Raw genomic sequence first — 23556 nt, 5'->3', positions numbered from 1 at the left:
CGGGATCCCAGCCGGGGGTCACGGTAAGCCGCGCCACCGGAATGCCGGAAGGACCTGAAGGCCGGACCCGGGCCGGTTGTCGACAATCCGACTTCGCCTGCCCCGGGCGGTGATGTCGGAGGCGTACCCGGGGCCCGCCCACCTAGAGTCGGGCGATGTCCACGCTCCCGTTCCGGTTCACCGCCTCGATGCCGCCGTTGAACCGTCCGGTGCCGCAGTGGCGCGACGAGATCCGCCGGATCGAGCAGCTCGGTTTCAGCTCGGTCTCCGTCTCCGACCACCTCACCGGCGGCTGGGCGATGGACCCGCTGGTCGCGATGACCGTGGCGGCCGAGGCGAGCAGCACGCTGCGGGTGCTCGGCATGGTCTTCTGCAACGACTTCCGGCACCCGGTGCTGCTGCACAAGTCGATGGCGAACCTCGACGTCTTCTCCGGCGGCCGGGTGGAGGTGGGGTTGGGGGCCGGATGGCTGCGCGACGACCACGACGCCGTCGGCCTGCCGTTCGATCCCGCCGGGGTACGGGTCGACCGGCTGGCCGAGGCGATCGACGTGATCACGGCCCTCTTCGGCGACAAGCCGGTCACCTACACCGGCCGGCACTACCAGCTCACCGAACTGGACGGCCTGCCGAAGCCGGTGCGGCGCCCCCGGCCGCCGTTGCTGGTCGGCGGGGGAAGCCGGCGGGTGCTCGAACTCGCCGGGCGCACCGCCGACATCGTCGGGGTGAACCCCCGGCTCGCGCCGGAGGTCGACCCGCTGGCCGCGGTGGCCGAGATGAGCCCGGAGCGGATGGACCGGAAGGTGGCCTGGGCCCGGGACGCCGCCCGGAACGCCGGCCGCGACCCGGCGGCGCTGGAGTTCCAGTTGCGCCTCTTCGACGTACGGGTGACCCACCGGGGCGTGGAGCACCGGTCAACCTCCAGTCACGCCGCGCTCGCCGACCCGGCCACCCTCGCCGCCTCCCCGTCGGTGCTGCACGGCGAGGTCGAGGAGTGCGTGGACCAGCTCTTCGCCCTGCGCGAGCGGTTCGGCATCAACTATCTGCACCTGGGCGGCAACCTGGAGGCCGCCGCCCCGATCGTGGCCCGGCTCGCCGGACGCTGAGCCCGGCCCGTCGGACGTCGAGCCCGGCCGTCGGACGTCGAGCCCGGCCGTCGGACGTCGAGCCCGGTCCGCCGACTCCGGCCCGCCGACACGGTGTGCCGGTATCCGGACGGACCTCCGCCAACGTCTATTCGGATCACTCGCCGATTGTCTTTCTGCCGGTTCGATCCAGGTCTATTCGCTCGTTCCGCTCTACTTCGGGAGTCGTTAGGACGTACGTCAGTAAAGAAGCGGCGACCGGTCCGCGTGACCGGCGGCGCGGCCGGCGCCGGCCCCCGGGAGCTGCCAAGATCACGCCAGGGTACGCCAGGCCGACCGGTCCTCGTTGACCATGTGAACGGCGCGTGATAACGCCGGTCAGCTCTTGCGGTGGACCCCGGTGTGTCTGCCAGTATGTCCCAATGCCCCAGCAGCAGTCCTCCCCTCTTACGTTCTTCGAGAACGCGAACTCACAGCCCGACTTCACGGTTGCCCTTCGTGGCTACGACCGCGAGCAGGTCAACGGCCACCTCGGGCGGCTGACCGCGGCGTTGGCCCAGTCCGAGCAGGCGCGCGCCGAGGCCGAGCAGCGGATGAACGACGCGCAGCGTCGGCTCCGCCAGGCCGAACAGCGCCTCGCCTCGGTCGAGCAGAAGCTCACCGACACCAACAAGCAGCTCGAAGAGAACAGCCGGCCCACCCTCTCCGGGCTCGGCACCCGGGTCGAGCAGATCCTCCGTCTCGCCGAGGAACAGGCCAACGACCACCGCAGCGAGGCCAAGCGGGAGTCGGAGGGCATCCTCTCCGCCGCCCGGCTCGAGGCGCGCGAGATCACCGACAAGGCACGGGCCGAGGCCGCCGCGATGAAGGCCACCGCCGAGCGGGAGGCGGGCACCGTCCGTACCACCGCCGAGCGGGAGGCGGCCGAGGTCCGGGTGCAGGCCCGTCGCGAGGCGGACACGCTGCGCGCCGACGCCGACCGGGAGACCAAGCAGTTGCGCACGGTCACCGCGCACGAGGTGGCCGAGCTGAAGTCCACGGTCGAGCGTGAGGTCGCCACCCTGCGCGCGACCGCCGAGCGTGAGATCACCCAGCAGCGCGCGAAGGCGGCCCGCGAGGCCGAGGAGAAGCGCGCCGAGGCGACCAAACTGCTCACCGACGCCCGGGACAAGCGCGACAAGGACCTGCAGGCGCTGGAGCTCCAGTTGGCCGAGCGCCGGGAGAAGTCCGAGCGCGAGGAGTCCGAGCGGCACGCCGCGCAGGTGGCGCAGACGCAGAAGCTGGTCGGCGAGGCCGAGCAGCGCGCGCGGGCCGCCCAGGACCGGGCCAAGGAAATCGAGCAGCGCGCCGAGGCGCGGCGGGTCGAGTCCGAGCGCACCGCGGCGGAGACGGTCGAGAAGGCCAAGGCTCTCGCCGACAAGACCCTGAACGAGGCACGGGCCGAGTCGAACCGTCTGCTCAACGAGGCGCGTACCGAGGCGGACCTCACCACGCAGGCGGCTCGCCGCGAGGTCGAGGACCTGACCCGGCAGAAGGACGCGGTCACCTCCCAGCTCGGGCAGATGCTGTCCGGCCTGGCCGGGATCGTGCCGACCGCGCCGGCCAAGCCGGAGGCCAAGAAGGACGACGCGGAGGAGCGGAAGACCGCCGACGCGGCGAGCTGACCGGACTTCTCCGGCCGTCGCCGGATTTTGTCGGGAGCTGTCGGCCCGGACCGTCCCGGATTCCGGGAGGATCCGCCGAACGGGGCAGGAGAGTACGTGGGGCCGTACCGGGTTTCGCCGGTACGGCCCTGCGGGCTGTCCGGGCACACCCTGCGAGCAGGCCGGCAAGCCGGGCCCACCCTACCGAAACGGGCAGACGGAACATTAAGCAAGTACGTACCTTCATCCCATCGGGCCGGACCGTATCGCCGCGAGACGCCACACCGCATGTGAGGATGGGGACATGTCGCACGGCGAGGAACTGTTTGCTCTTGGCGGGGAAGTGGCTACGGAGCCCAGCTTCGACACTGCCCTGCGGGGTTACGACAGACGACAGGTGGAGCGGTACGTCGTCCGCGCGGAGAACGAGATAACCACGCTCGCCGCCGAACGCGAACAGGCGTTCACGCAGATCCACAAGCTTGCCGGGCAGGTCGAGCAGTTGCAGCGCGAACTCACCGACATCCGGCGCCACTCCAACGAGGTGGATCCGGTCTCGCTGCGGCACCTCGGCCCGGCGGTCGGACAGATCTTGGCCCTCGCCGAGGACCAGGCCAAGGTCCACCTCTCGGAAGCGATGCGCACGGCCGAGATCCAGCGCAGCGAAGCCAACCAGATCCTGAACGAGGCCCGTGAGCACGCCGCCACGGCGCTGCGCGACTTCGAACTCGCCCTCGCCGCCCGCCGCCGCGAGGAGGAGCAGGCCGCGTTGGCCCGCAAGGCGAAGAGCGACGCGGAGCTGAAGGCCACGGCCGAGGAGTCCGCCCGCCTCCGCGAGGCCGGCAAGGCCGCACACGAGCAGGGCCACCGGGAGGGCGTACTGCTGCGCCAGGCCGGTGAGACGGCGCTGGCCCAGGCCCGTCAGGAGAGCGAGGCGACCCTGACCAGGGCCCGCAAGGAGAGCGAGGCGACCCGGGCGAAGGGCAAGCAGGACGGCGAGGCGGCGCTCGCCAAGGCCCGTCAGGAGAGCGAGGCGACCCTGACCAAGGCCCGCAAGGAGAGCGAGTCGATGCTGGCCAAGGCCCAGCAGGAGGCGACCCGGCTGCGCGACACCGCCCAGGCCACGCTCGCCAAGGCCAAGCAGGACAGCGAAGCCACGATGGCCAAGGCGCGCCAGGACGGCGAGACCATGCTGGCACAGGCCCGGCAGGAGGCGACCCGGCTGCGCGATGCCGCCCAGGCCACGCTGGCCAAGGCCAAGCAGGACAGCGAGGCCACCATCGCCAAGGCCAAGCAGGACAGCGACACCAGCCTGGCCAAGGCCCGGCAGCAGAGCCAGGCGATCCTGGCCAAGGCCCGGCAGGACGGCGAGGCGGCGCTCGCCGAGGCCCAGCGGCAGGCCGCACAGCACCGCGAGGCGGGCGAGGCGGCGCTGACCGGGGGCCGGCAGGAGGGTGCCCGGCTGCGGGAGGTCGGCGAGGCCGCGCTCGCCCAGGCGCAGCAGGAGGCGCAGCAGGTCACCGAGCAGACCGCCGAGATCGTCCGGCGTTCGCGGGTGGACGCGGACGCGTACGTGGAGCAGGTCCGCACCCAGACCCAGCGCGAGCTGGACGGTTGGCGGGCCAGCGTGGACCACGAGATCGAGCAGAAGCGGGCCACCATCGACGACGAGATCGCCGCTCGCTGGGGCGTCGCCGAGCAGGAGCTGACCGCCCGGCGGGCCGCCGCCGAGCAGGAGTTCACCCAGTGGCGTACGAGCATCGAGCAGCAGCACGCCGCGCAGCGGGCGGAGTTGGAGCGGGAGGCCGAGGAGATCCGCCGCCAGGCCGACGAGCACGCCGTACAGGTGCAGAAGCGGGCCGAGGAGCACCTGGCCACCGCGCAACGCGAGGCCGAGGAGCACGCGGCCGCCGCCCGCCGGCAGTTCGAGGAGTACACCGCCACCGCCCAGCAGCACCTCGCCAGCACCCAGCAGCACCTGGCCACCACCCAGCAGGAGGCGGCCGCCGGGCGGCAGCAGCTCGCCGAGGTGATGCAGGAGATCGCGAAGGCCCAGCAGCAGCTTGCCGACCTGCGGCAGGAGACGGTGGCCTCGCGGCACGAGTCGGACCAGATCCAGCGCCGGCTGGCCGAGGCACAGCAGCAGCTCGCGGGCGAGCAGCAGCGGCTGACCAGCACGCAACGCTCCGCCGAGCACGCCGAGCAACTGGTGGCGGAGGCCGGGGCGGAGGTGCAGCGGGCCGCGGACACCGCGGTGGACCGGCCCGCCCGGACCAGCCCGACCGCACCGGCCGACGCCCCGGTGAACCCGGACGCGATCACCACGGACGTGAACGGCGAGCCGACCGTGGCCGCGGTGCCCGGCGAGGGTGGGCGGGAGGCGACCGCCACCAAGATCACGAGCACCGGTGACAGCGGCAAGCTGAGCGCGAAGCCGACCACCGACGAGCGGAGCGCCAAGCCGACCACGGACGAGCGGAGCGCCAAGCCGACCACGGACGAGCGGAGCGCCAGCCCGAAGAAGGTCTCCGTCGACGCCGAGCAGAAGGTCTCGGTGGAGTCCGAGTAAGCAGTCGCGGGGCGGACCGGAGCGGCCCGGACCGCCGATGAGAGCCAGCGACAGGGCCGCGCTGGAGCGCGACCCGGAGGGCTCCCGCCGGGTCAGCCTCCTGGAACTCTTCTTCGACCTGGTGTACGTCGTCGCGCTGGCCCTGGTCTCGGGTCACCTCGCCGCGCACCCGCACTGGACCGGCGCGCTCCAGTCGATGCTGCTCCTGATGGCGATGTGGTGGGTCTGGTCGATCACCGCCTTCCTCACCGACCTCTACGACCCGCAGCAGATCTCGATCAAGCTCCTCACGATCACGGTGATGCTGGGCAGCCTGCTGATGGCGTCCGTCCTGCCCCGGGCCTTCGGCGAGTACGGCCTCGTCTTCGCCTGCGCGTACGTCGGCATCCACTTCAGTCGTGGACTCTTCCTCGTCCCGTTGCTGCACGGACAGCAGGCACAGACGCGGGCGATCCGGATCTTCTTCTGGTTCGCCCTCTCCGCCGTACCGTGGATCCTGGGCGGAATCCTGGACGGGCCGACGCTGCGGGCCGCGCTCTGGGCGCTGGCGCTCGCCATCGACTACGGCGCGTTCAGCCTCGGCTACCCCACCCCTTGGCTGGGCCGGCTGCCGAAGACGCAGTACAACGTCACCGCCGAGCACCTCGCCGAGCGCTACCAGCAGTTCATCATCGTCGCCCTCGGCGACGGGATCCTGGTCATCGGCCTGACCTTCAGCCGGACCGACTTCGACCTCGCGCGGTCCCTGGCCTTCCTCGTCTCGTTCACCAGTGCCCTGCTGCTCTGGCGGATCTACTCCCACCGGGCTGGCGAGGTGCTGCCGCTGGCCATCGACTCGGTGGTGGAGACCCGGCGGTTCTTCCGGGTGGCGCCGTACACCCACCTGGCCATGGTCGCCGGGATCGTGATCACCGCCGCGAGCTACGAGGTCATGCTCCGCAACCCGCTCGGCCACACCGGCTGGGGGATGGTGCTGATCCTGGCCGGCGGACCCGCGCTCTTCGTGGTCGGCCGCTCCCGGTTCGAGTACGAGGTGTTCGGGCGGGTCTCTCGGTCGAGGGTGGTCGCGTTGCTGCTGCTGCTCGCGCTCGTGCCGGTGATGATCCTGCTGCCGCCGTTGGCGATCGGTGCCGCCGCCACCCTGGTCCTGGCCGGCATGGCGGTGTCGGACACGGCTCGGAGTTGGGGACGGGCCCCGGAGGCCCCGGCGCCCCCGATCTGACCGACGCCCGCGACGGCGCCACCGCCGGGCGCGTCGGTGTGGGCGTACCCCGGTCGGCCCGGCCGCCCCGCGGTCGGGCCGCTACCGATAACCTGCCGGAACAGGAAGCGCGACGCGGGAGGGGCCGGTGACGGGCAGGGAGCCGGAGGCGGGGGCAGCCGAGGACGAGCAGTCGGCGTCGCCCCCGGCACAACGCCGGGTCGACGTGCCGGCGGGGACGGGTGCCCCGGGCGGGACCGCGCCCGGGGTCGACGGGTCGACGCCGACCGGTGGCGTGGAGCGGGACCCGGACGATCGGGACTACCCGACCGGCGGTCGCTTCGGGCAGCCCGGACGGCCACTGCGCCGCAGCCCCTTCCTGGTCGGCTTCACCGGCGGCCTGGGACTGCTGGTGGCGTACGCGACCTTCCTCGCCGTACGCGGCGCCGCCTCGATGTTGATCCTGATCTTCATCGCGCTCTTCCTCGCCATCGGGCTCAACCCCGCGGTGGACCGGCTGCGCCGCTGGGGGCTCGCGCACGGGTTCGCCGTGACGGTGGTCGCGCTGACCGTGCTGCTGGTGCTGGCCGGCGGGATCTTCGCACTGGTTCCGCCGGTGGTGACCCAGACCGGTCAGTTCCTCGAGCAGGTCCCCACGTACGTCGAGGAGCTGCGCCGCAACGCGACCGTGAACCACCTGGTCGAGCGGTACGACCTGATGGAACGGGCCCAGGCGGCGGCGAACCCGGAGACGATCGGACAGGCGGTCGGCGGGGTGTTCGGCGGCGCCCAGTTCATCTTCGGCGCCATCTTCAACGTGCTGACCGTACTGGTCCTGACCATCTACTTCATGTCCGCCTTCGACCGGTTGAAGACGCTCGGCTACGCGCTGGTGCCCGCGTCACGGCGGCACCGGGTCACCCTGATCACCGACGAGATCCTCGCCAAGGTGGGCGCGTACATGGTCGGCGCGCTGGCGATCGCGGTCCTCGCCGGGCTCTGTACGTTTGTCTTCGCCATCATCGTCGGGTTGGCGTACCCGTTCGCGCTCGCCGTCGTGGTGGCGGTCTGCGACCTCGTACCGCAGATCGGCGCGACCCTCGGCGCGGTGATCGTCAGCCTGGTGGGATTCGCCACGGATCTGCCGGCGGGAATCGCCTGTCTCGTCTTCTTCGTCATCTACCAGCAACTCGAGAATTACCTGATCTACCCCAAGGTGATGGAGCGGTCGGTCAAGGTGAACGACGTCGCGGCGATCGTCGCGGCCCTGGTGGGAGTGGCTCTCTTCGGCGTCATCGGCGCCCTGGTGGCGATTCCCGCGATGGCGGCGATCCAACTGATCCTGCGCGAGGTGGTACTGCCGCGTCAGCAGAGACGGTGACCGGATCGGGTCAGTCCGCAATTTGTCAGAACGAACAATTCCTCGCTTCCGTACCCACTTGTAGGATCATTCTTGATCTCTGAGGGGGGCATCGATGACCGGTGACGAATCGCTACCGCCGGCCACCCCGTCCACCCCCGACGAACCGGGCCTCGACGGCACCACCGACGCGGACGGCCCTTCCCCGGCCCGCGCGTCCCGGCGCCTGCTCGTGGTTGTCGTCGGCATCTGTCTGGCCGTGGTGGCCGGCGCCGGCTATCTCGTCGTGACCATTGCCGGACCCGGGCGGGACGGTCCACTGGTGATCGACGAACCGGACACGGTGGTCTGGGGACAGACGATCAACCGGCCGATCGAGATCGCCGCGGACCGCGTGACGCTGCGCCGGGTCACCGTCGCCACCGATGGCGACGCCGCCGTACGGATCCGGGCCGGGGTGCGCGACACGGTCATCGAGGACACCCAGATCGAGTGTGCCGACGACCAGACCGACGGCATCGTCCCCGGCGGCTACTCGGCACTCCGGGTCCGGGTGAACGGGTGCCGGCAGCCGTTCCGGCAGACCGCCGAGGCACCGGCCGACATCGTGGACTCCCGGGCGAACGGCCGTCCGTTCACGCCGGACCGCTCGGTGGCCGCCCTGCCGAGCCCGAAGGACTTCGGCACCGAGACACCGGCCGGCGAGCGCGCCGCCAGCGCGCCGACCCCGATGAGCTACTGGCCGGGCGCGCAGAGCACCGGCGTACCGCCCGGCACGCAGTTGCGGCCGTCCGGCTCGTTGGACCTGCGCGAGCCGGGCGCGGTGGTCAGCAACCTGGACATCGTCGGCTGCGTCACGGTACGGGCGAAGAACGTCACCATCCGCAACTCTCGGATCACCTGCGACAGCGCCACCTTCTCGATCCGTACCTACGAGTCGGTCCGCGACCTGGTGGTGGAGGACGTCGAGATCAACGGGATGGGCAAGAACTCGTCCGCGGTCTGCTGTGCCAACTACACGCTGCGGCGGGTGAACATCCACAACGTGATCGACGGCCCCCGGCTGAGCGCCAACACCACCGTGGTCGACTCCTGGATCCACGACCTCGCCCGGACGCCGGACTCGCACAACGACACCCTCCAGACCACCGGCGGGGACAACATCGTGGTACGCCACAACCGGCTCGAACCGCACAGGCCCGGCACCAGCGACCCGCTCAACGCCTGCCTGATGATCGGCTCCACCACCAGCGACTCCGTCACCAACCTGCTGGTGGAGGAGAACTACTGCGACGGCGGCAACTATTCGATCGGGGTCCGGGACGACCTGGTGGCGTCGAACATCGTGATTCGGGGCAACCGGTTCGGCCGTAACTTCCGCTACGGCGTCATCGCCCGCTCGGACCACGTCGGGATCACCTGGGACCGGGGCAGCAACGTCTGGTTCGACAGCGGCCAGCCGGTCGTCCGCTGACCCGGCCCGGGCGCGACGCACCCGCCGCCCGGTTCGCGCACCATCGCGCCCACCAGGGCCCGGCCGGCGGGTGGAGCGCCTATCCGCTGACCGAGCGGTCGTAGGGGGTGTCCCGGTACGGGGTCAGCACGGCCGGCTCACGCAGCCGCTTGCGCCTGATCCGGCGTACCGTACCGACCGTCGACTGGAGCTTCTCCCGGGTGGAGAGGTGCCGGAACCACATCCGGGCCATCGGCAACCGGCGCAGTCGCGGCGTCATCAGACCGGCCGCCCGCAGCGTGCTCATCCGACCCCAGACCGCACCCCGGGCCCGGAGCAGGTTCGGCTGCGACGCCGGCAGGATCCGCGCCGCCACCGGCTCCAGCACCAGCGCGCCGGCCGCGATCGCCGCCTCGATCAGGCGTACCCCGCGCTCGGTGCGGGCGAGCACGAGCGAACGCCCCGGGTCGTCACCGGTCGGCCGGTACCACGGGTCGCCGACCGCCACGTCGGCGAACTCGCCGGTGTGGTCGGCGCAGAGGTAACAGCGCCACTGCCGGTGTTTTTGCAGGATGTCGCCCCAGGACTGCTCGTAGGTGAGCGTGCGCGACTCCCCCGGCGGGTCGTCCACCGTACGGGTGCGGGCCAGTCCCGGCCAGCCGTTGCCCCGGTAGTGCACGGACTCCGCCCGGTCCGGGTCGGTCACCCCGAGTTGACGCATCATCTCCAGGGTGCCGGCGGTGCTCGGGGTGCCGGCGCAGAAGACCGCGATGGTCAGGCCGACCTTGGCGTCCAGCGCGGGGCGTACCCGACGGGCCATCCGTACCGCGGCGACGTCGCAGGGCTTGCCGATGAAGACACACGGGGACTCGGCCGACTCGATCAGGTCGAGCCGGTCGGCCGGGCTGGCCGGGGCGTACCGGGAGCCGGCGGCGGCCAGCAACTCGTCGCGGCCGCGCGACAACCGGGTCTCGTTCAGGTACGGCACGTCCGCTCGGGCACCGATGTGCAGCGCCCCGGTCATCCCCTCCCGCTCCAGGCAGTACGCGGCCAGCGCGGTGGCCACCCCGCCGCTGGAGCCGGCGAACCGGATCTCCGGGTCGGCGGCGTACCCCTCCCAGATCTTGCGGACCGGACCCCAGGCGGCCCGCAGCTCCGGGATCTCGCCCGGTGCCGGCGCACCCGTCTCGTGCTCCAGCTTGACCCCGGGGCAGCAGGCCAGCGCGGCGGCGGCGCCACCGGTGCCGCCACCGACCGGCGTGATCGGGATCGGGCGACGGCCCTGGTCGAGCACGTCGACCATCCGGATCTCGTCCGGGGCGAGGTAGGCGCAGACGCCACAGCCGGTGCAGAGCTTGTGCTCGGCGACGTCGTGCACGGTCCGCGGCCGGCTCATCGGCGTGCTCCCGCTCCGCGCCGGGCCCGCTCCGCGCGGGCCAGCGCGACAATCTCGTCCATCTGCTCCCCCGCGCGGGCGACCGCCACCGGGATCCGCTCGGCGAGTTCGACGGCGGTGGCCGCGCGCGAGGTCCACGAGGTCCAGAGCGCGTCGAGCAGGTCGTCGTCGGCGAGCTTGCGGGCATCCGCCACGTGCCGCTCCTGGCCGACGCTGGCGAACACACCACGTGCCTTCAGGCTGTACGCGATGTTCGCCACCGGCACGCCGGTGGAGAGGGCGGCGATGGTGGCGTGCATGCGCATGCCGCAGAACCAGGTGGTGCGGGCGATCACCCACTTGGTCTGGTGCGGGTCGAGGCCGGGCGGGCTGACCGTGATCCGGTCGCCGTAGCGCCCCACCAGGGCGGCGTGCAACCGCTCGCTCGCGGCGGTGTCGTCGTCGGTGCCCTGCGGCGTACGCACGTGCGGCACGATGATCACGCGGGTGTCCGGCTCGTCGAGCAGCCGCTCGCAGAGCCGGCGGGCCACCTCGGCACTGTCGGCGGCAAGACCGAACTGGGCCCTGCCCTCGGCCCGCGCCATCAGCCCGCTGACGTTGATCCCGACCACCGGGCCGGGCGCGGCGGCGAACCACCGCTCCAGCGTGTCCAGCGCCGGGGAGTCGGGTTGCCGCTGCTCCAGCGCGAACGCCACGTCGACCCCCTCGCGGTGCCGGGCCGGATCCAGGTCCGGGCCGAGCAGCTCGCCGAGGGCCAGGTAGCTCTCCGGGTCCCGGGCCCAGGCCATCGCGGCGCCCCGGGTGAGCGCCGCCGCCTCGGCCCGGATCCGGTCGGAGCGGAACGGCCCGTAGGTCTGCGGCAAGAGCACCAGCGGGCGGCGGCGGAGCAGGGTGAGCCGCTTCGGCCAGGCCACCGTACGGAACCGGTGCTCGCCGTAGATGTCGCTGAAGCTGTCCCCGCCGCTGACGTCGAGCACCACGTCGGCCCGGTCGATCCGGGCCACGCCGGAGTTACCGAGTCCCCCCAGAGCGGCACTGACCCGCATGTTCAGGTACGACTCGGGCCGGTGGTAGCGGCGGGAGTGGCGGGCTCCGGCGAGGGAGATCGACACCGGGCGACCGCCGACGAAGGCGTGCCCGGAGCGCTGGCCCCAGCCGTCGTCGAAGACGGTGACGTCGGCCTCCGGCTCCCGTGCCAGCAACCCGCCGAGCGTCGCCGCGCGCAACGCGCCCACCCCGAGGTTGAGGTGGGCGCCCGGTACGCCGAACAGGCAGGCGGAGAGCGCCTCGCCGCTCATCGGGCCGGCTCGCTGTGCTGGGTCATAGCTCGATTACCGCTTTCTCACACCGGAACGCCTCGGCGTACCGGGATCGGCATTCCATACCCCGCAACCGGGCCAGCCCGAGGAAGACCTCGTCGTCCCACCAGTCCCGGTCCTTCTGGGACGGGTAACTGGTGTGTAGCAACTCCACCTTGCGCCGGGCCTGCTCGTCGGTGAGCGGCAGGTAAAGGTTGCGCCGGCCCAGGTCACCGTCCCACTTCGGGATTTCATAGTGCAACACCGACGCGCGGCGAAACGAGGTGGGTACCAGTTCGGCCAGGGTGCGGTGGTCCTGGTGGGCATCGTCCGGCGTCGGAGCCAGCACCAGGTCGGGGTCGCTCGCGGCGGCGGCCGCGTCCACGGCTGCCTTGGCCCGCGCCCAGTGCGCCGGGACCCGCCCGTCGGGCAGGTCGTGCAGGTCGAAGTCGATCCGGGCGCCGGGCAGGAAGGCGGCCGCAGCGGCACGGGCCTCGGCCTGCCGGGCGGGGCTGCCGGTGAGCAGGAGGTAGCGCACCCGCAGCCCGGGGTTGGCCGCACCGAGCGCCAGCAGCAGTCCGCCGGCGCCGATCTCGATGTCGTCCGGGTGCGCCCCGACCAGAACCAGTGAGCGGACCCCGCTCAGCCGCAGCGACGCCATCAGTGGATCAGGGCCGGGACGTCGGTTCCGGTCGGGGGGTGGATGCCGACACCGAGCGGCGCGGGGATCGGCGCCCCGCTGTGCCGGTTGGCGTCCCAGAGCATCCACGGGCAGGAGGCGGAGTGGTAGAGCTGTTCCAGCTCGGCCCGGTCCTTAAAGGTGTCGGCGGCCCGCCAGAAGCCGGTGTAGCGCTGCGCCATCAGGCGCCGCTGCGGCAACAACCGGTCGAACGCGTGCGGCACCATGTCCTCGCCCTCGCGCAGCTCCTCGAAGATCTCCGGCCGGAGCACGAAGTAGCCGCCGTTCTCCCACTGCATCAGCTCGCGGATCGGCCGGACCCGGCTCACCTGGTCGGACTCGTCGATGTCGATCACGTGGTGGGTCGACTGCACCGGCACGGCGAGCAGGCTGGCCGTGGCGGTCGAGGCCCGGAACCGGTCGATCATCGCCGGCAGGGGCGCGTCGGTGAGCGTGTCGGCGTAGTTGGCGAGGAACATCTCCTCACCCTCGACGTGCCGGCGCACCCGCATCAGCCGCTCGCCGATGGTCGCACCGAGGCCGGTGTCGATGAAGGTGATGTTCCAGTCGGTGATGTCGGTGGCGAACAGGCGCACGTCCCGACCCCCCATGGTGAGGGTGAAGTCGTTGGAGAGCGTCTCGTCGTAGTGCAGGAAGTAGTCCTTGACGGCGGCGGCGCCGTAGCCGAGACAGAGGATGAAGTCTTTATGTCCGAAGTGGGCGTAATAGCGCATGACGTGCCAGAGCAGCGGCCGATCGCCGATCATGGCCATCGGTTTGGGCGCCGACGCGGCACCTTCCCGCATCCGCATTCCGAGTCCGCCGCAGAACAGGACGACCTTCATCAGACCACCTCTAGCTCCGGGATGGGGTAGACCAGCCGGCCGCCCCACTCGCGGACGTACGCCAACTGGGCGGAGATCTCGGTACGCAGGTTCCACGGCAGGACCAGCACGTAGTCCGGGCGGTCCTGGGCCAGCCGCTCGGGCTGGTGGATCGGGATGTGCGTACCGGGGAGGAACTTGCCCTGCTTGTACGGGCTCCGGTCAACCGTGTACGCCAGCAGGTCCGACCGGATGCCGCAGTGGTTGAGCAGCGTGTTGCCCTTGCCCGGGGCGCCGTACCCGACCACCCGCTTCCCCTCCGCCCGCGCGGTGAGCAGGAAGTCGAGCAGGTTGCGCTTGATCGTGAAGACCGCCTCGCTGAAGCCCCGGTGCCCGTCGAGCGTGTGCAACCCGGCCTCGGCCTCGGCCTCCAGCACCGACTTGACGTTGCTCGACGGTTCCCAGCCCAGGCTCGGTCCGGTCGGGTCGACGCCCACCGTCTCCGACCGACCCGGTTCGGTGCCGGCCACCGGCGCACCGACCGGGAGCGTCGCCGGCCGGGCGTGCACCCGCAGCGAGCCGCCGTGCGAGGAGAGTTCCTCGACGTCGGCCACGGCCAGGCCGGCGGTGGCCAGCGCCCGCTGCGCGGTGAGCAGGGAGAGGTACTGGTAGTGCTCGTGGTAGATGGTGTCGTACTGCCGGCGCTCGATCAGCCGGAGCAGGTGCGGGAACTCGAGCGTGACCAGGCCGGTCGGCTTCACCAGGGCGGCCAGGCCGGCGGTGAAGCCGATCAGGTCCGGGACGTGCGCGTAGACGTTGTTGCCGGCGACCAGGTCGGCCCGGCCGTACCGGGCGGCGAGCGTGGCCCCGGTCTCCGCCCCGAGGAACTCGGTCTCGGTCCGGATGCCCTTGGCCCGGGCCACCTCGGCGATGTTGGCGGCCGGCTCGACCCCGAGCACCGGGATCCCCCGGGCAACGAAGTGCTGCAACAGGTAGCCGTCGTTGCTGGCGACCTCGGTGACCAGACTCCCCGGCCCGAGACCGAGGGATTCGGTCATGGTGTCGGCGTACCGCTTGGCGTGCGCCACCCACGAATCGGAATAGGAGGAGAAATAGGCGTAGTCGGAAAAAATGTCCTCTCCGGGCACGTACGCCGGTAGTTGCACGAGCAGACAACGGGAACAGATCCGCACGTGCAACGGGTAGAACGTCTCGGCGCTGTCCAGGCGCTCGGCGGGCAGGTAACTCTCACAGAGCGGAGACATGCCCAGGTCGACGAACGTCTCGGTCAATCCCGTGCCACAGAGCCGACATTCCGCAATGGTCATGCCATCCACCCCGAATATTCGCCCACATCCGCGCGGCGCCCGCCGGCACGCTTCGGACACGCTAGTTCCGACGATTAAGGGCCGGGGTCTTCAGTAAAAAGTCCGACACTACTCGGCCCTGATCTACCGGCCCTCATAAACTCTGCTTCTCACCCCCGCGGACCCTCGGGAGCTTTGCCGTGCGCGTTCTCGTCACCGGTCATCACGGCTACCTCGGCAGCGTCCTGACGCCGCTGCTCCAGGCGGCGGGTCACCAGGTCACCGGACTCGACACCGACTTCTTCGCCGACTGCCTGCTCGGTCCGGCACCCGCCGAGGTGCCCACCCTCCGGCTGGACCTGCGCGACGTACGGCCGGAGCACCTCGCCGGTTTCGACGCGGTCTGCCACCTGGCGGCCCTCTGCAACGACCCGATCGGCAACCTCAACCCCGAGCTGACGTACGACATCAACCACCGGGCCACGGTGCGACTGGCCGAAGCGGCGAAGGCCGCCGGTGTGACCCGATTCCTCTTCTCCTCCTCGTGCAGCCTGTACGGCGCCGGGCTGGACGACCGGCCGCTGGACGAGAACGCCGGCTTCGCACCGGTCACCCCGTACGGCGAGTCGAAGATCTTCTCCGAGCAGGGGCTGGCCGCGCTCGCCGACGACAACTTCTCCCCGGTCTTCCTGCGCAACGCCACCGCGTACGGCTTCTCGCCCCGGCTCCGGGGCGACCTGGTGGTCAACGACCTCACCGCGAGTGCGCTGCTCACCGGTGAGGTGCGACTCCTCTCCGACGGCACCGCGTGGCGTCCGCTGGTGCACGCCGAGGACATCTGCGCCGCCTTCCTGGCCCTGCTCGAAGCGCCCCGCGAGCGGGTGCACGCCAAGGCGTACAACGTCGGGGTCAGCTCCGAGAACTACCTGATCCGGGACGTCGCCGAGCTGGTCGCCGAGGTGGTGGACGGGTCGACCGTGACGTTCGCCGGGGGCGCCTCGGCGGACTCGCGCAACTACCGGGTGAGCTGCGATCTGATCGCCGCCGAGGTGCCCGGGTTCCAGCCGCGCTGGACCGTGCGCAAGGGCATCGAGGAGCTGGTCGAGGCGTACCGCCGGCACGGGCTGACGATCGAGGTGTTCCGGGGTGAGCGGCACCAGCGGCTGCGCCGGATCCAGGCCCTCCAGGGGGCCGGGCGGCTCGACACCGGACTGCGCTGGACCGCTGGCGTCCCGGCGTGAGCCGGACCTGTGACGCGTGCGGCGACGCCGCGCTCGTCCCCTTCGCCGACCTGGGTCGGATCCCGGTCTTCTGCGGGGTGCACTGGGCCAGCCGGGAGGAGGCCCTCGCCTCGCCGCTCGGCGGGATGGAGCTGGCCTACTGCCCGGAGTGCGCGTACGTGCGCAACCTCGCCTTCGACCCGGCGGCGCTGGTCTACGACACCACCATGGACACCAATCTGCACCACTCCCCCGCGTTCCAGACCTTCTCCGCGGAGCTGGTCAAACACCTCGCGTCGCGCTATGCGCTGGCCGGCGCCACCGTGCTCGACGTCGGTTGCGGGCAGGGCGAGTTTCTCCGCGAGCTGTGCCACGTGGCCGGCTGTTCCGGGCACGGCTACGACGCGATGTACGCCGGCCCGCTCGGCCCCGACCCGTCCGGCGCGGTCTTCCACGCCGGGCACGCACCGCTGGACGAGCAGACCCCCGCCTTCGACTTCGTCACCTCCCGGCACTGGTTCGAGCATCTCGACGACCCGCACGGCTTCCTGGTGCGCCTGCGCGAACTGGCCGGCGACCGGCCGGTACGCGGCTACCTGGAGGTGCCGGACGCCTGCTACGACCTGGCCACCGCCGGCTGGGAGGTGATCTACCCGCACGTCTCCTACTTCGACGCGTACTCGCTGCGCCGGATCGTGGAGCGGGCCGGCTGGCAGGTGACCGACACCGGGCCGCTCTTCTCCGGCATGTTCCGGTTCGTGGAGATCGCGGTGAACGCGCCGGGAAGCGCCGCCCGACGGGAACTGCCCGGTCCGGCCGACCGGGACCGCCAGCTCGAATCGATCTCCGGGTTCGCCGCCCGGCACACGGCCGAGCGGGAACACTGGCGCTCCACCATCGACCGGTTGCTCGCCACCGGTGACCGACCGGTGCTCTGGGGGGCCGGCTCGCGCGGCGTACAGTTCCTGCACCTGGCGGACCCGGACGGCCGGCTCTCCGCCGTGGTGGACGTCAACCCGCGCAAATGGGGCAGATACCTACCGGTGACCGGACACCAGGTAGGCTCCCCTGCGAGCCTGACCGACCTGGGCACGCGTTCGGTGATCATCACCAATCCGGCCTATCGGGACGAGATCGGCGCCGCGCTCCGCGAGCTCGGTGTCGAGGCCGAGCTGATGGTCGCCTGAGGCGACGGGACATGCCCCCGACCGTCGCGCACCAACACCACACCAACATCCCTGTCCACGATCACTCCGAGCTGAGGAGAGTGATGGAAGGAGCGCCTCGGGTAAGTCTCGGCGTTCCCCTCTACAACGCCGAGCGGTATCTCGAAGGCTGCCTGGACGCGCTGCTCGCGCAGGACTACCAGGACTTCGAGATCATTGTGAGCGACAACGCCTCGACCGACCGCACCTGGGACATCTGCCAGCGCTATGCCGCGACCGACCCCCGGTTCCGGCTGTACCAGAACCCGCGCAACTTCGGTGGCCACGTCAACTACGCCCGGGTCGCGCAGCTCGCCCGGGGCGAACTGTTCAAGTGGGTCGCGTACGACGACGTCTGTCTCCCCTCGTTCCTGAGCACCTGCGTCGCCGCCCTGGACGCCGCGGGGCCACAGGCCGTGCTGGCCTATCCTCGTACCGTGCTGATCGACGAGGCGGGGACGGTGATCGGTCCGTACGCCGACCGGCTGGACCTGCGCGACCACCGTCCGTGGCGACGGGTGGCCGGGGTGGCCAGCAACATCAACCTCTGCCATGCCCACTTCGGCGTCTTCCGGCTGGCCGAGTTGCGGCGGACCGGGATGATCCGTCCCTTCCTCTCCTCCGACTACACCCTGGTCGCCGAGGTGGCCCGACTCGGCGAGATCCACGAGGTGAACCAGTCGCTGTTCCTGCGCCGGATGCACGGGGCGTCCAGCCGGCAGGCCAAGGACGCCACGGCCGCCTCCGCCCTCTCCTGGTACGCGCAGGAGAACGGCAAGGTCCGCGCGCCCCGCCAGCGGATGCTGCTGGAGACGTTCCGCACGCTGCTGACCGGGGACGACCCGCTCGGCACCCGGGTCAGCTCCGCCTGCGCCTTCCTCGGCGCCTGGTGGGCCCGGCGGGTGCGGGTCTTCCTCGGCCGGTGGCGTCGGCGGCTGAGCCGACGCTCGCGGACCAGCCCCGCCAAGGGGAACGCGTAGTGGTCGACACCACGTCAACCGAGACGACCGCCTCGCCCCCGGCACCGAGCCGGGGTCGGGTGCGTTCGGCGATCGGTTGGTCGTACCTGCTCACCGCCGGTCGGGTCGGCTCCTCCGTCATCGTCACCTTCCTGCTCGCGAAGCTGCTCGGGCCGAACGAGTTCGGGCTGGTGGCGATGGCGACGGTCTTCATCCTCATCGCCCAGACGATCATCCAGCAGGGCCTGGTCTCGGCGATCGTGCAGCGGGACAACCTCACCCCGGAACACCTCGACGCCGCGTTCGGCGTGACCCTGCTCGGCGGGCTCGGGGTCGGCGCGCTCACCGCGCTGGCGAGCCCACTCTGGTCGCTGGTCAACGGTCGCCCGGACGGGCTGACCGAGGTCTGCCTCGCGCTCTCCCCCCTGGTCCTGTTGCAGGGGCTGGCCATCGTGCCGGAGGCGGTGCTCCGGCGCGAGTTGCAGTTCCGCTCGGTCGCCATCCGTACGCTGCTGGCCGCCGCGATCAGCGGCGTCGTCGGCATCTCGCTCGCGCTGGCCGGAGCGGGCATCTGGGCCCTGGTGGCCCAGCAGCTCACCACCAGCGTGGTGAGCCTGATCGTGCTCTGGGTGGTCTGCCCGTGGCGCCCCAGCCGCCGCCCCCGGCTCGGCGCCATCCGTGACCTCTGGGCCTTCTCCGCCCACTCGGCCAACGCCGGCCTCGGGCTGATGCTGAGTTCGAAGGCCGACGTGATCTTCACCGGGATCTTCTTCGGCCCGGCCGCCACCGGCATCTACCGGCTCGCCTCCCGGCTGCCGGACATGCTGGTCGACGTCACGGTCCGTTCGCTGCAACAGGTCGCGCTGCCGTCGCTGTCCCGGTTGCAGGAGGAGCGGCGGGCGTTCGCCGTACACCTCACCAAGCTCCAGCACCTCGGCGCGATCGCCGGGCTGCCGGTGCTGGGCGTACTGGCGGCGACCGCGCACCCACTGGTCGGTTTCCTCGGCGACGACTGGGCCGGCACCGAGATCCCGTTGCGCCTGCTCTGCCTCTTCGGTGCGATCAACGTCTACGGCGTCCTGCTCGGTCCGGCGCTCCAGGCGATCGGGCAGCCCGCGAAGCTGGCCGCGATCCTCTGGACCCGGGGCATCCTCGGCGTGGCCACCCTGGCCGCCGTCGGCACCCTGCTCGACGGGCGCGACGACGTGACCGAGGCGAGCGCGGTGGCCATCGCCGGCATCGGCCTGCAACTCCTGGTGAACTCCATCTCGATCTGGGTGACCGTGCACAAGGCGGTCGGCGCCTCGGTGCTCCGCTTCCTCGCCCCGACCCTGCCCGCCCTGCTGGCGGCGGTCGCCGCCGCGCTCACCCCGCTGGCCACCGACCGACTCGGGGTGAACCGGCTCAACCCACTGATCGAGGTCTTCGTGCTCGGCGCCACCGCCGGTCTGGTCGCCGCGACCCTGCTGCTGGCTATCGACCGCCGCGCCCGCCAGCTCGTCCTGGACCGGCTCCGCCGCCGCCCCTGAGCCCCTGCGGCGAAAGGAAGGGCCCCTTATTAACGCATAGCGTTAATAAGGGGCCCTTCCTTTCACTCGGGGCGGAAGACGAGGGCTTTGCCGTTGCCCAGGACGGGCTGGTTGAGGGAGTGCTGGACGGCGGCCGTGCCGGCGGGGTTCTCGATCCCGACGGTGGCGCCGCCACCCAGTTCGGCCGGCTTGGTGGTGGCCAGGTCGGCGTAGTTGAACACGATCTCGCCGTTAGGCGAGAGGATCGCCTCCAGGGTGATCCGGGCCGACGACGAGCCGTACATCCCGATGTTGCGCCACTCGATGACAAATCTGCGGTCCGCCCCGGAGCCGGTGGTGGCGGTCCGGATCGTGGTGTCGGCGCGGATGACCAGGTCGTCCCAGAACGGGTAGAGCGCCGCGTTCGGCAGGCCGGCGTCCGGCAACCCGGTGTTGATCGGCTGGGCGCCGCCGGGGTTGACAAACGAGACAAACCCGTTGCTGGAGATCCAGGCCGAGTTCTGGTTCTGCCCGTAGAACGGGAAGGCGAACGGGAGCGTCACCTGCGCCACCGAGTCGTCCCCGGTCAACGGCACCAGCGTGCCCTCCACCGGGACGAACGCCCGGGTCTCGACCGACGTGGTGTAGTCACCGTCCCCGGGGGGTGGTTCCACCGGCGGCGCGGTCAGCGCCAGGTTGACGGTGTACGAGCCACCGGCCGCCACGGTCACCGAGGCCGACCCGGTCAGGTTGCCGGTGGCCGTACCGGCGACCGTGTAGCTGCCCGGGGCCAGGTCGCCCAGGGTGTAGGTCCCGTTCGCCGCGGTGGTCGCCGTACGTCCGCCGGGCGACAGGGTCACCGTCGCACCGGCGACCGGGGTACCGCCGGCCGCCCTGGTCACCGTGCCGCTCACGGTGCCGGTGGTCGGCGGCTGCGGCGGCTCCGTCGGGGGGCCACCGTTCGGCGGGGTGAAGACGATCGCCTTGTTGTTGGCCAGCAGCGGCTGGTTGATGCCGTACTGGGTGGCGACCGTGCCGGCGGCGTTCTCGATGCCGACCGTGGCGCCGCCGCCCAGCTCGGCCGGTTTGCTGGCGGCCAGGTCGAGGTAGTTGAAGGTGATGTGCCCGGTCTCGGAGATGATCGCCTCGAAGGTGACCCGGGCCGAGGAGGAGCCGTACATGCCGACGTTGCGCCACTCCACGACGTACCTGCGGTTCGGCGCGGTGCCGAGCACACCGGTACGGACACTGGAGTCGGCCCGCATCACCAGGTCGTCCCAGAACGGGTAGATCGAGGCGTTCGGCACCGTGGGGTCCGGGATCGGGGAGTTGACCCCCCAGGCCGGACCGGGATTGACAAACGAGATCTTGCCGTTCGTGTCGATCCAGGCGCTGGTGTAGCTCTGACCGTAGAACGGGACCGCGAACGGGAGCGTCACCTGGGTGATCGCGTCGTCCCCGGCCAGCGGCAACACCGTGTCGTCGACCCGTTCGAAGGCCCGGCCGGCGGCGGTGGCGCAGGTGTACCCGAAGGTGTCACCGCACTCTCCGCCGCCGTAGTCGGCCGTGTAGGTGGCGGTGTACGTGGTGGCGGTCGCCGGCGCGGTCACCACGTGGGTACGGGCCCCGCCGTCCGACCACCGGTCGAAGTCGAAGGTGGACGCCCCGACCGCCTGCGGTGTCGGTGCGCTCACCGTGTTGGTGGAGCCGACGATGACCTGCCTGGTCGCCGGGGTGGTGACGTCGGCGCCGTTGAGGTTGAGCCGCAGTCCGCTCGGGCTGCTGGCCAGGTTGAGGTTGACCGTACGCGGGTCGAGGCGTTTGGTCGTGCTGCTGGTGAGCCCGCCGCTGTCGGTGGCGGTCAGGGTCAGTTCCAGGTACGACGGGTACTCGTGGTCCGGTGCGACAAACGAGCCGGAGGCCACCCCGTCGAGGCTCTGCACCGGGTGGGTGTGGCAGTTGTCGGCCGCGTAGCAGTGCCGGTTGATCAGTTCCCAGTGCAGGGCCGACGGCGGCAGGTAACCCTCCTGCGGGTCGCTGGCCCGCCCGGAGAAGGTGACCGTCTCTCCGACCGACCAGTTGAACGAGGTGCCGGGTGTGTCGATCACCGGTTCTGGTGCGTTGGTACCGACCCTGATCTGCACCGTCCTGGTGTCGCTGGAGCCGCCGATGTCGGCGACCCGGAGTCGGGCGGTGTACGTGCCGACGCCCGTGTAGGTGAACGCGGCGGTGGCGCCGGTCGCGTCGACGGTGCCGTCGTTGGTGAAGTCCCACTGGTAGCTGAGGATGTCGCCGGGGTCGGGGTCGGTGGTGCCGGTGGCGTCGAAGGTCACCCGCAGCGGCGCGTTGCCGGAGACCGGGGTGGCGCTGATCGCCGCGACCGGCGGTTGGTTGCCCGCGCTGTAGTGGAAGCGGCGTACGGTGCCGCCGGTCAGGTCCACGTAGTAGAGGTCCTGGTCCGGTCCGACCTCCAGGTCCACCGGGCCGGAGACGGTGCTGGAGAACGGCATGATGCTGGCCGGGTCGGGGAGCCCGTTCGAGCCGGCGCGCATCGTCCAGATGCACTCCCGGGAGTAGTCGGCGAAGAAGAGCGCACCCGCGTACGCGGCCGGGTAGTTGCCGCCGCTGGCCGGGTAGAAGGCCACCCCCGAGGGCGCGGATCCACCGGTGGGGCAGCCGTCGCCGGGCGCCACCACCTGGCTGTGCGCGTACGTGTAGTAGGGCGGGGTGACGGTGCCGGCGGGCGCGCTGTAGAGGCTCTCGCAGAGCGTCAGGTTGGCCGAGTTGTAGCCGCTCTGCGGGTTGTTCCCCTCGTAGCAGGGCCAGCCGTAGTTGCGCAGCGGTCCGGCGGCCGGGTTGGTGATCCGGTTGATCTCCTCCCAGGTACGCCAGCCGACGTCACCGACCCAGATCTCGCTGGTGCCGGGGCGGAAGGTCCAGCGGGTCGGGTTGCGCAGCCCGTGCACCAGAATCCGCCGGTTGTTCGGGTCGCTGCTGGAGGCCAGCGGGTTGTCCGGCATGGCCGCACCGGTCGCCGGGTCGATCCGGATCAGGGTGCCGGAGAGCCCGGTCGGGTCGCCCGCGGTACGGATGTCCTGCGACCGCAGCGCGCCCCCCTCGGAGGTGGGCGGGGTCAGCGGGCCGCCGACCGGGGCCGGCGGGTCGCCGCACGGGTTGCTCGGATTGCCGGACTGGCCGTAGTCGGTGAAGGTGGCCGAGGCGCCCTCGCCACCGGTGACGTAGAGCGCGCCGTCCGGCCCGAAGTTGAGCTCGCCGATCGAGTGCGACTCGATCTGCTGGCACCAGTCGTGCAGCAGCACCTGTTCGCTGCCGGTCATCACGTTGCCGTCGGCCCGCAGCCGGGACACCCGGGCGCTGGACGGGCAGTTGCCGGTGACCGCGCAGGTGTCGTGGTACGTCGGCGCGCTGCCGCCGATCCTGCCGTCGTAGCTGTAGCTGACGTACACGTACGGGTCGGCCGGGAAGTTCGGGGCCAGGGCGAGGCCGATGAGGCCGAGGTCCTCGAAGTCGTAGACGTTCGCCCGGAGATCGGCGAATATCGTGGCGGTATTGTCGGAGAGGCTGTCGAAAACCTTTATCTGGCCGTTCTTCTGGGCGACGAACACCCGTCCGTCCGGCGAGAAGACCACTTTGGTCGGTCGGGTCAGTCCGGTGAAGACCACCTGTTCGGTAAAGCCGGCCGGAACGGCCGCGGCGGCCCTGTCGGTACGGGTCGACAAATCGGCGACCACCGGCAGACTCAGGGCCAGTGCGAGCACCATCGACAGTGCGCGCCGCAGTTGTTTGGGCATCACTGTTCTCCTAACTCACGGCGTGGTACCGAAATGC

At 71.2% G+C, this 23556-nt stretch carries 16 protein-coding genes; 10 read left to right on the top strand and 6 right to left on the bottom strand.

Annotated features, from left to right (window positions below):
• The first annotated feature begins 155 nt into the window (after positions 1 to 155).
• The 6 genes from ACI2K4_RS31870 (at position 156) to ACI2K4_RS31845 (ending at position 9332) form a co-directional block, all read left to right on the top strand.
• Positions 156 to 1106 (top strand): TIGR03621 family F420-dependent LLM class oxidoreductase, encoded by a 951-nt coding sequence (locus tag ACI2K4_RS31870; RefSeq protein ID WP_404516659.1) that lies wholly within the window; start codon positions 156 to 158, stop codon positions 1104 to 1106.
• A gap of 401 nt (positions 1107 to 1507) precedes the next feature.
• Positions 1508 to 2749, top strand: a complete 1242-nt coding sequence (locus ACI2K4_RS31865; protein ID WP_404516657.1) for a cell division protein DivIVA — start codon at positions 1508 to 1510, stop codon at positions 2747 to 2749.
• Positions 2750 to 3071: 322 nt separating this feature from the next.
• On the top strand, positions 3072 to 5297 hold the full coding sequence (locus ACI2K4_RS31860) for a hypothetical protein (protein ID WP_404516655.1): 2226 nt from the start codon (positions 3072 to 3074) through the stop codon (positions 5295 to 5297).
• Between the two features lie 37 nt (positions 5298 to 5334).
• Positions 5335 to 6519, top strand: coding sequence for a low temperature requirement protein A (locus ACI2K4_RS31855; RefSeq protein WP_404516653.1), 1185 nt, complete (start codon positions 5335 to 5337; stop codon positions 6517 to 6519).
• Positions 6520 to 6793: 274 nt separating this feature from the next.
• Entirely contained in the window at positions 6794 to 7879 is a 1086-nt protein-coding gene (locus ACI2K4_RS31850) for an AI-2E family transporter (RefSeq protein WP_404516677.1), read from the top strand.
• Between the two features lie 94 nt (positions 7880 to 7973).
• Positions 7974 to 9332 (top strand): hypothetical protein, encoded by a 1359-nt coding sequence (locus ACI2K4_RS31845; protein WP_404516651.1) that lies wholly within the window; start codon positions 7974 to 7976, stop codon positions 9330 to 9332.
• 79 nt (positions 9333 to 9411) lie between these two features.
• On the opposite strand, the gene ACI2K4_RS31840 is transcribed toward ACI2K4_RS31845, so the two are convergent.
• Genes ACI2K4_RS31840 through ACI2K4_RS31820 form a run of 5 tightly spaced genes read right to left on the bottom strand, consistent with a single transcriptional unit; the run spans position 9412 to position 14836 of the window.
• Positions 9412 to 10707, bottom strand: coding sequence for a Coenzyme F420 hydrogenase/dehydrogenase, beta subunit C-terminal domain (locus ACI2K4_RS31840; RefSeq protein ID WP_404516648.1), 1296 nt, complete (start codon positions 10705 to 10707; stop codon positions 9412 to 9414).
• Positions 10704 to 12005: a polysaccharide pyruvyl transferase family protein gene (locus tag ACI2K4_RS31835; RefSeq protein WP_404516646.1), complete on the bottom strand. Its 1302-nt coding sequence runs from the start codon at positions 12003 to 12005 to the stop codon at positions 10704 to 10706. The genes ACI2K4_RS31840 and ACI2K4_RS31835 overlap by 4 nt, the downstream gene beginning before the upstream one ends.
• Before the next feature lie 22 nt (positions 12006 to 12027).
• Positions 12028 to 12666 carry a PIG-L deacetylase family protein gene (locus ACI2K4_RS31830; protein ID WP_404516644.1) on the bottom strand — a complete coding sequence of 213 codons (639 nt, stop codon included), beginning with the start codon at positions 12664 to 12666 and terminating at the stop codon, positions 12028 to 12030.
• The gene (locus tag ACI2K4_RS31825; protein ID WP_404516642.1) at positions 12666 to 13529 is read right to left on the bottom strand and encodes a glucose-1-phosphate cytidylyltransferase; all 864 of its coding nucleotides are present in this window, start codon (positions 13527 to 13529) and stop codon (positions 12666 to 12668) included. Before ACI2K4_RS31825 ends, ACI2K4_RS31830 begins: the two co-directional genes overlap by 1 nt.
• Positions 13529 to 14836 carry a methyltransferase domain-containing protein gene (locus ACI2K4_RS31820; protein WP_404516640.1) on the bottom strand — a complete coding sequence of 436 codons (1308 nt, stop codon included), beginning with the start codon at positions 14834 to 14836 and terminating at the stop codon, positions 13529 to 13531. Before ACI2K4_RS31820 ends, ACI2K4_RS31825 begins: the two co-directional genes overlap by 1 nt.
• 179 nt (positions 14837 to 15015) lie before the next feature.
• Between ACI2K4_RS31820 and ACI2K4_RS31815 the strand changes: the two genes are divergently transcribed.
• The 4 genes from ACI2K4_RS31815 to ACI2K4_RS31800 all read left to right on the top strand — a co-directional run bounded on the left by ACI2K4_RS31815 (position 15016) and on the right by ACI2K4_RS31800 (position 19728).
• Complete coding sequence (locus tag ACI2K4_RS31815) at positions 15016 to 16056, top strand: NAD-dependent epimerase/dehydratase family protein (RefSeq protein ID WP_404516638.1); 1041 nt, start codon at positions 15016 to 15018, stop codon at positions 16054 to 16056.
• Positions 16053 to 17222 carry a methyltransferase domain-containing protein gene (locus tag ACI2K4_RS31810; protein ID WP_404516636.1) on the top strand — a complete coding sequence of 390 codons (1170 nt, stop codon included), beginning with the start codon at positions 16053 to 16055 and terminating at the stop codon, positions 17220 to 17222. The genes ACI2K4_RS31815 and ACI2K4_RS31810 overlap by 4 nt, the downstream gene beginning before the upstream one ends.
• 83 nt (positions 17223 to 17305) lie before the next feature.
• Entirely contained in the window at positions 17306 to 18220 is a 915-nt protein-coding gene (locus ACI2K4_RS31805; protein WP_404516634.1) for a glycosyltransferase family 2 protein, read from the top strand.
• A complete protein-coding gene (locus ACI2K4_RS31800) occupies positions 18220 to 19728 on the top strand; it encodes a lipopolysaccharide biosynthesis protein (RefSeq protein WP_404516632.1) in 1509 nt (502 codons plus the stop codon). Before ACI2K4_RS31805 ends, ACI2K4_RS31800 begins: the two co-directional genes overlap by 1 nt.
• 62 nt (positions 19729 to 19790) lie before the next feature.
• Here ACI2K4_RS31800 and ACI2K4_RS31795 read toward each other — a convergent pair whose 3' ends face one another.
• A complete protein-coding gene (locus ACI2K4_RS31795; RefSeq protein ID WP_404516630.1) occupies positions 19791 to 23519 on the bottom strand; it encodes a PQQ-dependent sugar dehydrogenase in 3729 nt (1242 codons plus the stop codon).
• Between the last annotated feature and the right edge of the window lie 37 nt (positions 23520 to 23556).

The sequence above is a fragment of the Micromonospora sp. NPDC050397 genome (assembly GCF_044901685.1).
Classification (GTDB): domain Bacteria; phylum Actinomycetota; class Actinomycetes; order Mycobacteriales; family Micromonosporaceae; genus Micromonospora_G.
Note: the sequence above shows the minus strand (reverse complement) of the source record. Positions and strands in the feature narration are given on the sequence as shown.

What these genes read in the sequence shown, in the direction of transcription:
- ACI2K4_RS31870 (WP_404516659.1), top strand. Translation starts at nt 156, where the DNA reads ATGTCCACGCTCCCGTTCCGGTTCACCGCCTCGATGCCGCCGTTGAAC.
- ACI2K4_RS31865 (WP_404516657.1), top strand. Translation starts at nt 1,508, where the DNA reads ATGCCCCAGCAGCAGTCCTCCCCTCTTACGTTCTTCGAGAACGCGAAC.
- ACI2K4_RS31855 (WP_404516653.1), top strand. Translation starts at nt 5,335, where the DNA reads ATGAGAGCCAGCGACAGGGCCGCGCTGGAGCGCGACCCGGAGGGCTCC.
- ACI2K4_RS31845 (WP_404516651.1), top strand. Translation starts at nt 7,974, where the DNA reads ATGACCGGTGACGAATCGCTACCGCCGGCCACCCCGTCCACCCCCGAC.
- ACI2K4_RS31840 (WP_404516648.1), bottom strand. Translation starts at nt 10,707, where the DNA reads ATGAGCCGGCCGCGGACCGTGCACGACGTCGCCGAGCACAAGCTCTGC.
- ACI2K4_RS31835 (WP_404516646.1), bottom strand. Translation starts at nt 12,005, where the DNA reads ATGAGCGGCGAGGCGCTCTCCGCCTGCCTGTTCGGCGTACCGGGCGCC.
- ACI2K4_RS31830 (WP_404516644.1), bottom strand. Translation starts at nt 12,666, where the DNA reads ATGGCGTCGCTGCGGCTGAGCGGGGTCCGCTCACTGGTTCTGGTCGGG.
- ACI2K4_RS31825 (WP_404516642.1), bottom strand. Translation starts at nt 13,529, where the DNA reads ATGAAGGTCGTCCTGTTCTGCGGCGGACTCGGAATGCGGATGCGGGAA.
- ACI2K4_RS31820 (WP_404516640.1), bottom strand. Translation starts at nt 14,836, where the DNA reads ATGACCATTGCGGAATGTCGGCTCTGTGGCACGGGATTGACCGAGACG.
- ACI2K4_RS31805 (WP_404516634.1), top strand. Translation starts at nt 17,306, where the DNA reads ATGGAAGGAGCGCCTCGGGTAAGTCTCGGCGTTCCCCTCTACAACGCC.
- ACI2K4_RS31795 (WP_404516630.1), bottom strand. Translation starts at nt 23,519, where the DNA reads ATGCCCAAACAACTGCGGCGCGCACTGTCGATGGTGCTCGCACTGGCC.